General features: G+C 72.2%; 12 protein-coding genes. 5 read left to right on the top strand and 7 right to left on the bottom strand.

Annotated features, from left to right (window positions below; genetic code table 11):
* Window positions 1–58: 58 nt before the first annotated feature.
* The 3 genes from MY526_RS09315 to MY526_RS09325 all read right to left on the bottom strand — a co-directional run bounded on the left by MY526_RS09315 (window position 59) and on the right by MY526_RS09325 (window position 4128).
* Window positions 59–2206, bottom strand: a complete 2148-nt coding sequence (locus MY526_RS09315; RefSeq protein WP_436703764.1) for a carbon starvation CstA family protein — start codon at window positions 2204–2206, stop codon at window positions 59–61.
* A gap of 205 nt (window positions 2207–2411) precedes the next feature.
* Window positions 2412–3542, bottom strand: coding sequence for a 5-methyltetrahydropteroyltriglutamate--homocysteine S-methyltransferase (locus MY526_RS09320; protein WP_436690370.1), 1131 nt, complete (start codon window positions 3540–3542; stop codon window positions 2412–2414).
* A gap of 46 nt (window positions 3543–3588) precedes the next feature.
* A complete protein-coding gene (locus MY526_RS09325; protein ID WP_436690372.1) occupies window positions 3589–4128 on the bottom strand; it encodes a DUF1353 domain-containing protein in 540 nt (179 codons plus the stop codon).
* Window positions 4129–4507: 379 nt separating this feature from the next.
* Between MY526_RS09325 and MY526_RS09330 the strand changes: the two genes are divergently transcribed.
* The 4 genes from MY526_RS09330 to MY526_RS09345 all read left to right on the top strand — a co-directional run bounded on the left by MY526_RS09330 (window position 4508) and on the right by MY526_RS09345 (window position 8191).
* Window positions 4508–5299 carry a transporter substrate-binding domain-containing protein gene (locus tag MY526_RS09330; RefSeq protein ID WP_436690374.1) on the top strand — a complete coding sequence of 264 codons (792 nt, stop codon included), beginning with the start codon at window positions 4508–4510 and terminating at the stop codon, window positions 5297–5299.
* A gap of 43 nt (window positions 5300–5342) precedes the next feature.
* Window positions 5343–6095, top strand: coding sequence for an SDR family NAD(P)-dependent oxidoreductase (locus MY526_RS09335; RefSeq protein ID WP_436690376.1), 753 nt, complete (start codon window positions 5343–5345; stop codon window positions 6093–6095).
* Window positions 6092–6787, top strand: coding sequence for an NAD(P)H-binding protein (locus MY526_RS09340; protein WP_436690378.1), 696 nt, complete (start codon window positions 6092–6094; stop codon window positions 6785–6787). Before MY526_RS09335 ends, MY526_RS09340 begins: the two co-directional genes overlap by 4 nt.
* 147 nt (window positions 6788–6934) lie before the next feature.
* The gene (locus MY526_RS09345) at window positions 6935–8191 is read left to right on the top strand and encodes a PucR family transcriptional regulator (protein WP_436690380.1); all 1257 of its coding nucleotides are present in this window, start codon (window positions 6935–6937) and stop codon (window positions 8189–8191) included.
* Between the two features lie 33 nt (window positions 8192–8224).
* Here MY526_RS09345 and MY526_RS09350 read toward each other — a convergent pair whose 3' ends face one another.
* From MY526_RS09350 to MY526_RS09360, 3 genes are read right to left on the bottom strand one after another with little or no spacing between them, the layout of a single operon-like run.
* Window positions 8225–10258 (bottom strand): FAD-dependent oxidoreductase, encoded by a 2034-nt coding sequence (locus MY526_RS09350; RefSeq protein WP_436690382.1) that lies wholly within the window; start codon window positions 10256–10258, stop codon window positions 8225–8227.
* A gap of 58 nt (window positions 10259–10316) precedes the next feature.
* Window positions 10317–11129, bottom strand: a complete 813-nt coding sequence (locus MY526_RS09355; RefSeq protein WP_436690384.1) for an amino acid ABC transporter ATP-binding protein — start codon at window positions 11127–11129, stop codon at window positions 10317–10319.
* The gene (locus MY526_RS09360; RefSeq protein ID WP_436690386.1) at window positions 11126–12016 is read right to left on the bottom strand and encodes an amino acid ABC transporter permease; all 891 of its coding nucleotides are present in this window, start codon (window positions 12014–12016) and stop codon (window positions 11126–11128) included. The genes MY526_RS09355 and MY526_RS09360 overlap by 4 nt, the downstream gene beginning before the upstream one ends.
* Window positions 12017–12422: 406 nt before the next feature.
* On the opposite strand from MY526_RS09360, the gene MY526_RS09365 reads away from it, so the two are divergent.
* The gene (locus MY526_RS09365) at window positions 12423–12818 is read left to right on the top strand and encodes a Rid family hydrolase (RefSeq protein ID WP_436703765.1); all 396 of its coding nucleotides are present in this window, start codon (window positions 12423–12425) and stop codon (window positions 12816–12818) included.
* A gap of 34 nt (window positions 12819–12852) precedes the next feature.
* On the opposite strand, the gene pucD is transcribed toward MY526_RS09365, so the two are convergent.
* Window positions 12853–15150: a xanthine dehydrogenase subunit D gene (gene pucD / locus MY526_RS09370; RefSeq protein ID WP_436690390.1), complete on the bottom strand. Its 2298-nt coding sequence runs from the start codon at window positions 15148–15150 to the stop codon at window positions 12853–12855.
* Window positions 15151–15169: the final 19 nt, after the last annotated feature.

Below are 15169 nucleotides of genomic sequence, written 5' to 3' on the forward strand. Positions count from 1 at the left end.
CCGCGGGGCGCTCCGCTCCTCGCTCGTTCCTCGCTGCGATGCTCACGCCCCTGTCCGCTCACGTCGCGCTCCCGGCGGACGGCCGCCCCGCACCGACCAGCCGCTCGTGCTCGGCGATGGCCCGCTTCTCCTCCGCGGTCGGGAACAGCCCCGCCGGCTCGACGATCTCCGACGGCACGGCCGGCTCCTCGGTGGTCGGCACCGGCCCGCCCGCCCCGATCGCCCGCGCGATGACGACGGCCGCGTTGATGACGACGACGAGGACGAGGACGGCGAACACCGCCTGCAACACGCCGTTGAGCGTGGAGTTGAAGATGATCTGGTCCATCTGCCCGGGCTCCTGCGCGGGGGCCAGCAGCTCCCCCGCCGCCTGCGCGTCGGCGTACCGCTGCCGCTGGGCGAAGTAGCCGACGGCCGGGTCGGAGGAGAACACCTTCTGGTAGCTCGCCGTCATCGTGACCACGAGGTCCCAGACCAGCGGGATGCCGGACACCCAGGCGTACTTCAGCTTGCCGTGCTTGATCAGCAGCACCGTGACCAGCGTCAGGGCGATGGCCGCCAGCAGCTGGTTGGCGATGCCGAACAGCGGGAACAGCTGGTTCACGCCGCCGAGGGGGTCGGTCACGCCCACGTACAGGATGTAGCCCCACAGGCTCACGGTGACCGCGCTGGCGATGATGTTGCCGGGCCGCCAGGACAGGTCACCGAACTTCTTCCAGACGTTGCCGATCGTGTCCTGCAGCATGAACCGGCCCACCCGGGTGCCGGCGTCGACGGCGGTCAGGATGAACAGCGCCTCGAACATGATCGCGAAGTGGTACCAGAACGCGGCCATCCCGGCGCCGAAGGCGTCCGAGAGGATGTTCGCGATGCCGACGGCCAGCGTGGGCGCGCCGCCGGTTCGGGAGACCAGGCTCGGCTCCTGCACCGCCGCCGACGCCGCAGCGAGGTCCTGCGCCGTCGTGTCGAAGCCCAGCCCGTTGACGTAGGCCGCGGCCGTTTCCGCCGTCCCGCCGGTGGCCCCGGCCGGGCTGTTCATCGCGAAGTACAGCCCCTGGTCGATGACACAGGCCGCGATCAGCGCGCTGATCGCGACGAAGGACTCCATGAGCATGCCGCCGTAGCCGATGAGGCGGACCTGGCTCTCCTTGGCCACCATCTTCGGCGTCGTCCCGGACGAGATCAGGGCGTGGAAGCCCGAGAGCGCGCCGCAGGCGATCGTGATGAACACGAACGGGAACAGCGACCCGGCGAAGACGGGGCCGGTGCCCTCGCGGGCGAAGTCCGTCACCGCGTCGGCCTGCAGGACCGGGCGGGCCAGCAGCAGCCCGAAGGCGAGGAGGACGATCACGCCGACCTTCATGAACGTCGACAGGTAGTCGCGCGGGGTGAGCAGCAGCCACACCGGCAGCACCGAGGCGACGAACCCGTAGATCACCAGCGCGAGGACCAGCCACTCCTTGGAGAGGGTCAGCGCCTCGCCCAGGCCGGTGTCGTCGACCCAGCCGCCGCCGACGACGGCCAGCAGCAGCAGGACGACGCCGATCGCGGTGGCCTCGAGCACGCGGCCGGGCCGGAGGGTGCGCAGGTACACGCCCATGAACAGTGCGATCGGGATGGTCAGCGCGATGGAGAAGACACCCCACGGCGACTCGGCCAGCGCGTTGACCACGATGAGCGCCAGCACCGCCAGGATGATGATCATGATGGCGAAGACCGCGATGAGCGCGGCGATGCCACCGACGATCCCGATCTCCTCGCGGACCATCTGCCCCAGGCTCTTGCCGTTGCGGCGCATCGAGAAGAACAGGACGGTCATGTCCTGCACCGCGCCGGCGAAGATGACGCCGACGATGATCCAGATGGTCCCGGGCAGGTAGCCCATCTGGGCGGCGAGCACGGGGCCGACCAGGGGGCCGGCGCCGGCGATCGCGGCGAAGTGGTGCCCGAACAGCACCCGCCGGTCGGTGACGTCGAAGTCGATGCCGTTGTGCAGGCGCTCGGCCGGTGTGGCCCGGCGGTCGTCGACCTGCAGCACCCGCCGCGCGATGAACCGCGCGTAGAAGCGGTAGCCGATGGCGTAGGAGGCGAGCGCCACGAAGAGGATCCACAGCGCCGAGACCGTCTCCCCGCGGGCGATGGCCAGCACGGTCCACGCGACGGCGCCGACCACCGCCACCGCGCCCCAGATCAGCACACTGCGCACGGACGGACGGCGGGCACCCCCGCCGGGGGGCTGCCCGCCGCTGGTGGCGTCCGTCCTGACGGTCGTGGACATGAGCGCCCTCCCTGCAGGTCAGGGCAGCGCCCGGCCGACGCCGCCCGCGTCAGGGACGAGCATGCAAGCAGCCGGCCTGGCACACCAGTGGAGCGAGGCCGGACCGTTACCCGTCAGGTCTCCGGAGCCGTCCTCACGCGTAGCCCCAGACCTCCTGGGCCACCTCGACCACCAGCCGCAGCTTGGCGATCTGGTCATCCCGGGTGAGCGCGTTGCCCTCGACCGTCGAGGAGAACCCGCACTGCGGGGAGATCGCCAGCTGGTCGAGCGGAACGAACTCCGCCGCCTGGTCGATCCGCCGCTTGAGCTGGTCCTTGTCCTCGAGCTCGGGCCGCTTGCTGGTGACCAGGCCCAGGACCACCCGCTTGCCGGGCGGGACGAAGCGCAGCGGCTCGAACCCGCCGGAGCGGGCGTCGTCGTACTCGAGGAAGAAGCCGTCGACCTCGAGGCCCCCGAACAGCGCCTCGGCGACGAAGTCGTAGCCCCCCTCGGCCACCCACGAGGAGCGGAAGTTGCCGCGGCACATGTGGGTGGTGACCGTCAGCCCCTCGGGGCGGCCGGTCAGCGCCGCGTTGATCTGGCGGATGTAGCGCTCGTGCTGGTGCTCGGCGTCCCGGCCCTGCTCGGCCAGCTCGGCGCGCTGCGCCGGGTCGTTGAGGTAGGCGAGGCTGGTGTCGTCGAGCTGCAGGTAGGTGCAGCCCTGCGCGGCGATGCCCTGCACCTGCTGGCGGTAGGCCGCCGACAGTGCGTCCCAGAAGGCGTCCTCGTCCGCGTACACCGACGGGTCGATCGCCGCCGCGCCGCCGCGGTAGTGGACCATCGACGGCGAGGGGATGGTCAGCTTCGGCGTCTGCCCCTCGGTCACCTGGCTCTGCAGGTAGCCGAAGTCCTTGCCGAAGATCGGCTCGTCGATCGACAGCGGGCCGTCGACGTGCAGGCCCGCCGGCACCCAGTCGAGGTCCCCGTTCGCGTTGTGGAAGTGGACGGGCCGGCCCTCGCCCTCCACCTTGGTGATCCCGGTGATCGAGTAGATGAAGTCCATGTGCCAGGTGGCGCGGCGGAACTCGCCGTCGGTGGCGGTGCGCAGTCCGACGTCCCGCTGGAGCCGGACGGCGTCGGCGACGGCCTCGTCCTCCACGGCCCGCAGCTCAGCGGCGTCGATCTCGCCGGCGGCGAAGCGGGACCGGGCCTCGAGCAGGACCGGCGGGCGGAGGAGGCTGCCGACGTGGTCGGCGCGGAACGGCGGGCCGGAGGTATCGGTCATGGCCGCAAGCTTGGTGGACTCCGCCCGTGGGCGCAGCACCCTCCGGTCAGGGGATGTGGATCAGGAACTCCTGCGGCCGGGTGGGGACGAACCGGCCGACCAGCCACTCGGCGGCGGCGTAGACGGCCAGCCCGGGCGCGATGACCACCGCCGGGGGGACGACGAGCGGCGCGGCCAGCACCGTGATCGCGAGGACGCCGGGCGCGCTGACCAGCCACCCCTCGCGGCGCCGCGGGACGGTCAGCGCACCCCACCGCACCCCGGCCCACATGAGCCACCGCCGGAGGACCGGCACCCCGCTCTCCCGCATCACCCGCCGGAAGATGCCGTCGGCCTGGCGGGCGGTCACCACACCGGACTCGACGCCCTCGTCGACCAGCCAGTCGTGCAGGACCACCGCCAGCGTGTAGGTGCCGTAGCGCGGGATCAGCCAGGCGACCAGGCGGGGCACCGAGGCGAAGTCGGTGCGGAACCCGGCCGGGACGACGAACCGGTCGCGGTTCCCCCGGTAGACCAGCGCGTCGACGATCGCCCACGTCGTCGCATCGATCCGGCGGACGGTGAGATCGGTCGACTCGAACGGCATCCCCGGATGCTGTCACCAGCCGGTGACCGTCGTCGGCTCGGCGGCGACCGGGGGCTCCGCGCTTTGATCAGCAGTCGCGTCGAGCCCGTCGACCTTTGGACATCTGGCGATGGTGCAGCGGACACGGACGCCGCAAGACTCGTCCACGTACGACGCGGCCACCGAACGAGCCGCACGCTCTCGTGCGTCCCGAAGGGATCCCATCACCATGTCGAAGGTTCGCACCACGGCAGCGCGCCGGCGGAACGGTCGAGGCCTCGGTCTCCCGCTCGCGGCAGCGTCCACCGCCCTGCTGACCGTCTTGACGGCCTGCGGAGGAGACGCGTCGTCCGACTCCGACGGCGAGGCCGGCAGCGGCGGCGGCGGCGGTCAGACCTCCGTGACGGAGAACGAGGACATCGCCGCGCTGGTCCCCGAGGAGGTCGCCGGCACCGGCACGCTCCGTGTCGCCTCCGAGGTCTACCCGCCCGCCGTCATCGTCCCGCCCAGCGGCGGGGACCCGACCGGCTGGGAGATCGCGATCGCCAAGGACGTCGCGACCCTCATGGGTCTCGAGGCGGAGATCACCATCGTCCCCTTCGACGGGCTCATCCCCAGCCTGCAGGCCAACCGCTTCGACGTCGCCATGGGTGAGATCGCCGTCCTCCCCGAGCGGACCGCGGTGCTCACCTTCGTGTCCGACCACGAGTCGGGCGACTCCTTCCTGGTGAACGCGGACAGCGACATCGAGGAGATCGCCGCACCGGAGGACCTCTGCGGTCACTCGGCCGCCGCGCTGCTCGGTTCCGTGGAACTGACGCGGATGCAGGAGTACGCCGCGAACTGCGCTGCCAACGGGCTGCCGGAGCTCTCCGTCGACTCGTACAAGGACCAGGCCGCCGTCAACCTCGCGCTCCAGGGCCAGAAGGTGGACATGAGCATCGGCTCCACGAGCCAGCTGGCCTACGTCGACCAGCAGGCGTCGGGCCAGTTCCGCCTGATCGACGCGCCGTTCATCGAGACCATCCCCACGGGCATCCCGATCGCCGACACCCCCTACGAGGCCGAGATGGCCGAGGCGGTGCGGGCAGCCGTCCAGGAGCTCATCGACTCCGGGCGCATGCAGGAGATCCTCGACGAGTTCAACGCCGGCAAGGGCAACGTGGAGACGGCCGAGGTCGTCACCTCGTGACGGCGGGACGCAGGGCGACCCGCGCGCCGGGGACCGGCGTCCGATGACCGTCCTCGACCGGTTCAGCCTGGTCGGCAAGGTCGCCCTGGTGACGGGGGGCAACCGCGGGCTGGGCCTGGCCATCGCTCGTGCCCTGGGCGAGGCCGGCGCATCCGTCGCCGTGGCCGCCCGGGACCCGGATGCGGCGGCGGAGGCCACCGCGAAGCTCACCGCCGAGGGGATCTCCGCGCTGGCCGTGCGGCTGGACGTGACCCGCCCCGAGGAGATCTCGGTCGCCGTCGACCGGGTCGGTGACGAGCTCGGTCCGATCGACGTCCTCGTGAACAACGCTGGGGTCGGCACCATCCGGCCGTCGCTGGACAGCTCGGACGACGACCTCTGGGAGCGGACCTTCGCCACCAACGTGGACGGCGTCTGGCACACCTCGCGGATCGTGGCGAGCCGGATGCTCGAGCGTCGCACCGGGTCGATCGTCAACGTCGGCTCGGTCGGGGCGACCATGGTCCTGCGCCGGCCGCAGGCCGCCTACATGAGCTCGAAGGCGGCCGTGCACCAGCTGACGCGGGCCCTGGCCGTCGAGTGGGCCGAGCACGGCATCCGGGTGAACGCGGTGGCGCCCGGCCCCTTCTCGACCGACATGACCGAGCCGAACCAGCCGGAGTACCTCAACCAGCTCCCGCTGGGTCGGTACGGGTCCCCCGACGAGCTCGGGCCCGCCGTGGTGTTCCTCGCCAGCGAGGCCTCCAGCTACGTCACCGGCGTGGTCCTGACCGTCGACGGCGGCGTGGGCCTGTGACACCCGCCTCCCCGCGGGTGGTCGTCGTCGGCGGTCGCGGACGCGTCGGTCAGCGCATCGGCCGGCTGCTCCTGCAGGGGGGCCACCGGCCGCTGGGTGTCGTGCGGTCCGAGGCCGGCGTGCAGGAGCTGGCCCGGAGCGGCATCCCCGGCCACCTGCTCGACCTGGAGACCGCCGCCGTCGAGGAGGTCGTCTCGCTGCTCCGCGGCGCCGACGCCGTCGTCTTCTCCGCGGGGGCGGGCGACCCGGCGGACGTGGCCCGGACCGAGCGGGTCGACGGCGTGGGTGCCGCGATGTGCGCCGAGGCGGCCGAGCGGGCGGGCGTCCGCCGGTTCGTCATGGTGTCCGGCCAGGGGGTCGAGCTGCCCCGGCACGAGCGGCAGTCGTCGGCATCCCTGGCCCCGATCTCCGGCTACCTCGAGGTCAAGAGGGCCGCGGAGCTCGACCTGTGTCGCCGGGACCTCGACTGGACCGTGCTGCGGCCGGGCTGGCTGACCGACACCGACGGTGAGGGACGGGTGCGGCTGGCACGCTCGCTGCCCTTCGGGGAGGTCAGCCGCGACGACGTCGCCGCGGTCGTCGTCGCGCTGCTCGGGCTCCCGGCCTCGGCGGGCCGGGTCATCGAGATGGTGAGGGGCGACGACACCGTCGAGGACGCGCTGGGCGCGCTCCTCGCCGCCCCCTCGGGGTGACCGACCCGGGTCCCGTCGTTGACGGGGCCCGGGTCGGTTCCTTGCCTGGCTCCCGTGCCCTGGCTAGATTGGGGAGCTTCCAGTCAGCGAACGGTCGCTCGTCATCGGGTCGCCGGCACAACGAGTTGGACCTCCGAGACGGCGCGGATGACCCTTCAGGACAAGTTGGACGACCTCGCCGCTGAGGTGCGCCTGCCGATCCAGCTCACCGATCACCAGATGCGGTCGCTGGGCTTCACCCCGCACGGGGACCTCATCGACTCGATCCGCCAGCAGACGCTGCTGTCCAAGGTGACCCCGCCCGAGATCCGGAAGTACTTCGAGGGTCGCGGTGTCCTGCGGACCAAGGAACCCCTGTGGCTCCCCCCGGACCCGTCCAAGGGCGTGCTCGGCCGCACCGTCGTCCCCGTCCTGGTCGACAAGGTCCACTACGGCCTGCTCTGGATCCTCGACGACGAGCACCAGGTGCAGGGAGCGCTGCTCGACCGGGTGCGGGAGGTCGCCAAGGTCATCGGCGAGCAGGTCCGTGACCAGGAGACCGCCGAGAACGACCGCTTCGCCCTGACCCGCCAGCTCCTCCAGGGCAACGCCGAGCGCCGGAACATCGCCTGGACGGAGCTGGTGCGGGCCCGAGCGGTCGACAGCGACGACACGCTCACCGCCGTCGTGATCCGGGTGCGCTCAGCGGGCGGGGGCACCGACCGGGTGCCCCGGCACGTCCTGTCCTACACGCACGGATCCGGCCTCCCCCACTACGTCCTCCGCGCGGTGGAGGGGTCGGCGGCCGCGCTGCTCGTACCGGGTTCCCGGGGGGACCAGGCCCTCGACCGGATCGCGGAGCTGGGTCGCTCGATCGTCCAGGACGCGGTCGATCCGGACGCCACCGTGTACGTGGGGATCGGCGGCCAGGGCCACGCCGGCCCGTCGGCCTGGCTGTCGGCCTCCCAGGCGGCCCGCGCGGCCGACGCCGCCGAGCGGTTCCCCGAGCTGGAGCGGGTGGCGGCGTGGGACCGGCTGGGCAGCCTCCGGCTCCTGGTCTCCATCTCCGAGCCGGACCTGCGGGTGCTCATCGACCCCCGGATCATCACCCTGCACTGCGACCACCGCGAGCTCCTCGCGACCGTCGAGACGTACCTCGACACCGGCGGCGACATCACCTCCACCTGCAAGGCGCTGAACGTCCACCGTGGGACCGTGTACTACCGGCTGCGCCGGGTCGAGGAGCTCACCGGGCTGTCGATCCGGAGCGGAGCCGACCGCCTCACCATCCACACCGGCGCCAAGGCGGTGCGGCTGCTGGGCGAGGACCCCCTGGACGGTGGCCGGACGGGAGCCACCTCCCAGGGGCCGACGACGTCCCCCTCGGCCGACGAACCGCACCCTCCGTCCCCGCTCTGGTACTGACACCAGCCGCCCGCCGGGCGGCGGGCGGCCCGGTCAGAGGTCCTTGCAGAGCCGGCGAGCGTCGTAGACGGCACCCTGGATGCCCCGGTGCGCCACGGCGTCGCCGATGCGGAACAGCGCGAACGAGCCACCGAGGGCGTCCAGGGCCGGCTGGCGCTCGCCCTTGGCGAAGGCCCGCAGGTCCGTCTGGCCGCTGTTGGTCGACTTCAGCCGCAGGTCGTCGTAGACCTCGGTGACGGGCAGCGTCCCGTGCTCCACGACGAGGCGCTCGACGGTCCGCTCCTGGATCGCGCCGGTGAAGACGTTGCGCAGCTCGACCCGCAGGCTCGTCCCCTCCTTGCGCGCCGTGGACAGCTCGTGGTCCACGGTCAGGACGACGCCCTTGCCGTAGAGCGCCCGGAGGTAGTCGGGGGTGAGCAGGGGCACGACGTCCTGCAGAGGGGTCCGGTCCGGGGTCACGAGCTCGACGCGGGCGCCGAGCCCGGCGAGGTGCTCGGCGGCCAGGGCGGCCTGCTCGGTCCCGTGGTCGTCGTACACGAGCACCGACCCGTTCGTGGCCCGGCTGCTCCCCACGGCGTCCCAGGTCGACTCGGCGTACTCGTTGCCCTCGCTCAGCACGTCGGTGTTGGGCATGCCACCGGTGGCCACGATGACCACGGACGGGTCGAACTGCAGCACGTCGGCGGCGTCGGCGTAGGTGTTGAGGCGGACGGTCGCACCGGCGGCCCTCACCTGGGCGGCGAGCCAGTGGATGATCGCCGCCTTCTCCGAGTGCCGCGGGCTCCGGGACGCGAGCAACAGCTGCCCGCCGAGGACGTCCGCCGCCTCGAGCAGGGTGACCTCGTGCCCCCGCTCGGCGCAGACGCGGGCCGCCTCCAGGCCCGCCGGACCCCCGCCGACCACGACGACCCGCTCGACGCGCCCGCTGGTCCGCTGGATCAGCTGCGGGATGTACTGCTCCCGGCCCGTGGCCGGGTTGTGGACGCAGAAGGTGCCGTGCGGGGACAGACAGCTCAGCGCCCCGACACAGGGACGGATGTCGTCCTCCTTGCCGGCGAGCAGCTTGGTGACGATGTGGGGGTCGGCGATGTGGGCCCGGGTCATCCCGACCGCGTCGACGAACCCCTCGCGCAGCGCATGCCGCGCCGTCGCCAGGTCGGCGATCCGCCCGGCGTGGAAGACCGGCACGTCGACGACGGCGCGGATGGCGCCGGCCATCTCGAGGTGCCGGCCCTGCGCCCGCCCGAAGCCCGGGATGAGGTCGGCGAGCTCGTCCTCGCTGAAGCCGCTGCCGTAGAGGACGTCGATGAAGTCGACCAGCCCCGATTCCGACAGCGTCCGGGCGACCTCGATCGACCCGGCGAGCTGGACACCGCCGGTGACGCCCTCGTCCCCGGCGATCCGGATCCCCACGATGAAGTCGTCGCCGACCCGCCGTCGCACCTCACGCAGGACCTCGAAGGCGAACGTCAGCTTCCCGGAGGCGAGGGAGTACTCGTCGTCCCGGGTGTTGGTCCGCTCCGTCCAGAACTGGTCGATCAGGTGGCCGGCGGCGGCCATCACCTCGATCCCGTCCAGGCCGCCCTCCTGCGCCATGACCGCGGCGTCGCCGTACGCCCGGACCAGCCGCTCGAAGTCGAAGTCCTCCATCTCCTTCGGGAAGCTGCGGTGGGCACGCTCCCGGATGGGGGACGGCGACACGGTGGGCAGCCAGTCACCACGGACGTCCATCGACCGGCGCCCCAGGTGCGTGATCTGGACCATGATCGCGGCGCCGTGGCTGTGCACCCGCCGGGACACGTCCCGGTAGAAGTCGACGACCCGGGGGTCGAAGGCGTCGAAGTTGTCGAAGACGTTGGCCGAGTCGGGGGCGACGTTGCTCGAGCCGCCGATGATGGTGAGCCCGATCCCGCCCTTCGCCTTCTCCTCCTGGTACATCGCATAACGCTCGCCGGGCACGCCGTTCCCCTCGAGGTACCCGGAGGGGGCGTGGCCGGTGCTGAGGATCCGGTTCCGCAGCGTCAGGTGCTTGATCCGCAACGGCTCCAGGAGCGCGTCGTTCGACATGGATTCCATTCCCATCACAGGTGAGTAGATCGCGCCGGCGGTGCGTCCGGACGAGACGTCAGTGGATGCTCTTCAGGAAGGCGCGGGTGCGCGGGTGCTGGGGGTTGTCGATGACGTCCTCCGGGCGGCCCTGCTCCACGATGAGCCCGTCGGCCATGAAGACCACGGTGTCGGCGACGTTGCGGGCGAACCCGACCTCGTGGGTGACGACGACCATCGTCATGCCCTCGTTGGCCAGCGTCCGCATGCTCTCGAGGACCTCGCCGACGAGTTCGGGGTCGAGCGCGGAGGTCGGCTCGTCGAAGAGCATCACCGACGGGGACATCGCGAGGGCGCGGGCGATGGCCACCCGCTGCTTCTGCCCGCCGGACAGGTGCGCCGGGTAGGCGCTCTCCTTGTCCTCCAGCCCGACCGCGCCGAGGACCCGGCGGGCCGTCTCGAGGACCTCTCTCCGGTTGCGCCGCTGGACCCGGACGGGCGCCTCGCAGACGTTCTCGAGCACCGTCATGTGCGGGAACAGCCGGAAGTCCTGGAACACCATCCCGACCTGCGCCCGCTGGCGGGCCACCTCGCGGGGCCGGAGCTCGTGCAGCTTGTCCCCCCGCCGCCGGTAGCCCATCGGCTCCTCGTGCACGAGTACCGCTCCGCGGCTCGGGACCTCCAGGTGGTTGACGCACCGCAGGAGGGTGCTCTTCCCGGATCCGGACGGCCCGAGGATGCACATCACCTCGCCCTGGGTGACCTGCAGGTCGACGCCCTTGAGCACCTCGAGGGAGCCGAACCGCTTGTGCAGGTCGATGATCCGCACGACGACGTTCTGGGCGTCCTGGCCGACCACCGGCGCGCGCTTCTCGTTCGGTGCCAGGGTCATCGCTGAGCCTCCGCTGCTGGTAGAGCCGCCACCTGCTCGTCCGGCAGAGGGGGCGGTGCCTGCCGGGTGCGCCGCGGACGCGACGGCCGTCCTCCGCCCGCGCGGCGCCGGGCGTCGCCCCGCCCGTAGCGCTTCTCCAGCAGGTACTGGAAGAAGGTGAGGATGGTGGTGACGATCAGGTACCAGAGCGCCACCACGGTGAGCAGGGGGATCGTCTGGAAGTTCTGCGAGTAGATGAGCTGGGCCGAGTAGAGCAGTTCCGGTAGGGCCAGGACGCTGACCAGCGACGTGTACTTCAGCATGCCGATCGTCTGGTTGGCGGTGGGCGGGAGGAGGATCTTCACCGCCTGCGGGAAGACGATGCGACGGAAGGTCATCGACCCGGTCATGCCGAGGGCGTGGGCGGCCTCGGTCTGGCTGAAGTCCACCGCGAGGAGGGCACCGCGGATGATCTCGGCCATGTACGCGGCCTCGTTCAGACCCAGGCCGAGCACCGCCGCGACGTAGACGGAGACGAGGGCGTTGGTCTCACCGCTGACGAACTCGGGGCCGAACGGGATGCCCAGGCTCAGCTCCGGGTACAGCGCCGAGAGGTTGTACCAGAAGATCAGCTGGATCAGCAGCGGCGTCCCGCGGAAGAACCAGATGTAGGCGTTCGCCGTCTGGGACAGCACCTTGTTCGACGACATCCGGGCCACGGCCAGCGCGGTGCCGAGACCGACGCCGATGATCATGGCGAGCGCGGTCAGCCACAGGGTCCGCTGCAGACCCAGCAGGATCTGCTCGCTGAAGAAGAACTCGCCGACCACAGACCAGCCGAACCGTCGGTTGACGACGAGGGTGTGGACGAGCATCGCGAGGAGCACGGCCAGCACGGCGAGGGCCACCCACTGCAGGTACGGCCTGCGTCTGACGATCGCGGTGGGGTACGACCCTCGCGAGGGAGTGTCCGGACTGTCCATGGGAACCGCCTCTCGAGTGGAAGAGCCGACCGCGTCACCGTGTTCGGCCGGTCACGACCGGCCCCGCACCCTGCGTCCGCCCGCCGCCGAGCAGGGAGCCGGCTGCCGGCCCCGGTGATCAGGACTGCGGGCGACGCTGCCGCTCGGCGACCGGCACCTTCATCTGGACGCCGACGCTAGACGGCGCTCTCCTCGGCTTCCAATGTCCGGCTGTCGAAGCGTGGCGGGACTTTCCTGGGCACGTGTACATGGTTCGCCGGGACGGCGCGGCCCTAGCTTCGGGCCGGTGAGACGAGTGGAGAGCGCACCGGGCAACCAGGGAGTGGGAGCGATGACGCTGAACATCACCCTGCAGAGCGAGGGCCTCGCGGGACGGTTCGAGGAGGTGGCCGGGCACTCCCGACTGCGCCGGGTCGGCAACCAGGTCGTCATCGGCGGGACGGCGGCCCTCCAGCCGGACGGGACCCTCTACTGCCCGCACGACGGCTACGAGCAGACGCTCTTCATCCTGAACAGGTTCGACCGGCTCCTGAAGGAGGCCGGCGCCTGCCTCGAGGACACCGTCCGCATCCGGGCGTTCTTCGCCGGCCCGGAGGTCGTCACGGAGTTCGGGCGGGCCCACAAGCAGGTCTTCGACGACATCCGCCCGTGCGTCACCGGCGTCATGGTGGGCCTCTGGGAGCCCGGCATGATGCTCGAGCTGGAGCTCGACGCCATCGTCGCGTGACCCGGCCGGCGCGTCGCGGCCCGGCGCGGAGTGCTCAGACGCCGGTGATGTGCTCGGGGCGGATCGGCACCCGCCGCAGCGGCTTCCCGCAGGCGTCGCGCACCGCGGCGGCCACCGCCGGCCCGGAGGAGATCGTCGGCGGCTCCCCCACCCCCCGGACGCCGTAGGGCGCGTGCGGGTCGGCGTACTCGAGCACCTCCACCCGCATCGGCGGCATGTCGAGGATCGTCGGCAGCAGGTAGTCGGTGAACGACGGGTTCCGCACGTGGCCGTCGGTCACCACGATCTCCTCCATCAGCGCCAGCCCCATGCCCTGCGCCGACCCGCCGTGGATCTGGCCGACGACGGCGTCGGGGTTGATCGCCTTCCCGACGTCCTGCGCGGTGTCGAGGGCGACCACCTTCACCAGCCCCAGCTCGACGTCGACGTCCACCACGGCGCGGTGGGCGGAGAAGGCGAACTGCACGTGCGCGTCGCCCTGGCCGGTCTCCGGGTCGACGGCGTGGGTCGGCCGGTGCCGCCACTCGACGGTCTCCTCCACCGCGTCGTCCCCGAGCACGTCGACGAGGCCGGCGAGCACCTCGCCGGAGGGCCCGACGACCTTCTCGCCGTCCAGCCGGAGCCCGGCGAGTGGCCGGTCCAGCGCGACCGCGGCGCGCTGAAGCACCGCCGTCCGCACCGCCTCGCAGGCGGCCTTGACCGCGCCGCCGGTCACGTAGGTCTGCCGGGACGCCGACGTGGAGCCGGCGGAGCCGACCGCGGTGTCGGCCGGCACGACGACCACCTGCTCCACGCCGAGCTCCGTCCGGCAGATCTGCTGCTGGACGGTGACCAGCCCCTGGCCCACCTCGGCGGCCGCGGTGTGCACGGTGGCCACCGCCTCCCCGCCGCTCACCTGCAGCCGCACCCGGGCGGTGGAGTAGTCGTCGAACCCCTCGGAGAAGCCGACGTTCTTGTAGGTGACGGCGTAGCCGATCCCACGCCGGACGCCCTCGCCGTGCGTGGTGTTGCCGACCGCCCCGGGCAGCGCGCGCAGGTCGGAGGTGTCCGCCGGCGGCGGCAGCGGCATGTCGGCCACCCGCTGGACCAGCTCGGCGACGGGCGCCGCGGAGTCGACGACCTGGCCGGTGATGGTCCGGTCGCCCTCCCGCATGCCGTTGAGCTGCCGGATCGCGACCCGGTCCAGCCCGACGGCGTCGGCGAGGGCGTCCATGAGCGCCTCGTGCGCGAAGGCCGCCTGCACGCAGCCGAACCCGCGCATCGCCCCGCACGGCGGGTTGTGGGTGAACACCCCGTAGGCGTCGACGGCCACCGACGGGAGGCGGTACGGCCCCAGCCCGAGCAGGCCGGCGTTGCCGACGACCGCCGCGGTCGAGGAGGCGTAGGCGCCGCCGTCGAGCAGCACGCGGGCCTTCGCGTAGACCAGGGTGCCGTCGCGCTCGGCGCCGAACTCGTAGGTCATCGTCGCCGGGTGCCGGTGCACGTGCCCGAAGAAGGACTCCTCGCGGCCGTAGCTCATCTTGACCGGGCGGCCGGTGCGCAGCGCCAGCAGGCAGGCGTGCACGTGCACCGAGAGGTCCTCCCGCCCGCCGAAGGCACCGCCGACCCCGGCGAGGGTGATCCGCACCTTCTCCGGCGGCAGTCCCAGCGCCAGGCACACCTGCCGCTGGTCCACGTGCAGCCACTGGGTGGCGACGAACAGGTCCACGCCGCCGTCCTCGGCCGGCACGGCCAGGCCGGACTCGGGGCCGAGGAACGCCTGGTCCTGCATGCCGACCTCGAAGTCGAGGGACACCACCACCGGCGCGGTCGGGTGCTGCTCACCCCGCCGCAGCCGCAGGTGCCGCACCAGGTTGCCGGTCGGGTGCACCTGCGGGGCGTCGTCGTCCAGGGCCCGGGCGGCGTCGGTGACGGCGGGCAGCACCTCGTAGTCGACGCGGATCCGCCGGGCCGCGCGGCGGGCGGTCTCGGGGTGGTCGGCGGCGACGAGCGCGACCGGTTCCCCCTCGTAGCGGACGACGTCGGCGGCGAGCACCGGCTGGTCGGCGTGCTCGAGGCCGAAGGCGTTCTCCCCGGGCACGTCGTCGGCGGTGAGGACGGCGGTCACCCCGGCGACGGCCAGCGCCTCGGAGACGTCGATCCGCCGGATGCGCGCGTGCGGGTGCGGGCTGCGCAGGGTGACGCCCCAGACCATGTCGTCGTGCCACAGGTCGCTGGCGTAGGCGAACTCGCCGGTGACCTTCAGCGTCCCGTCCGGGCGGAGCGGGCTGTCGCCGATCCGCCCGGCCGGCGGTGCCGTCGTCGTGGCGCGGGTGCCGGCCTCCGTGCTCACCGACGGGCCGGCGTGGCCA

The sequence above is a fragment of the Geodermatophilus sp. CPCC 205761 genome, from assembly GCF_051383655.1.
Taxonomy (GTDB): Bacteria; Actinomycetota; Actinomycetes; order Mycobacteriales; family Geodermatophilaceae; genus Geodermatophilus.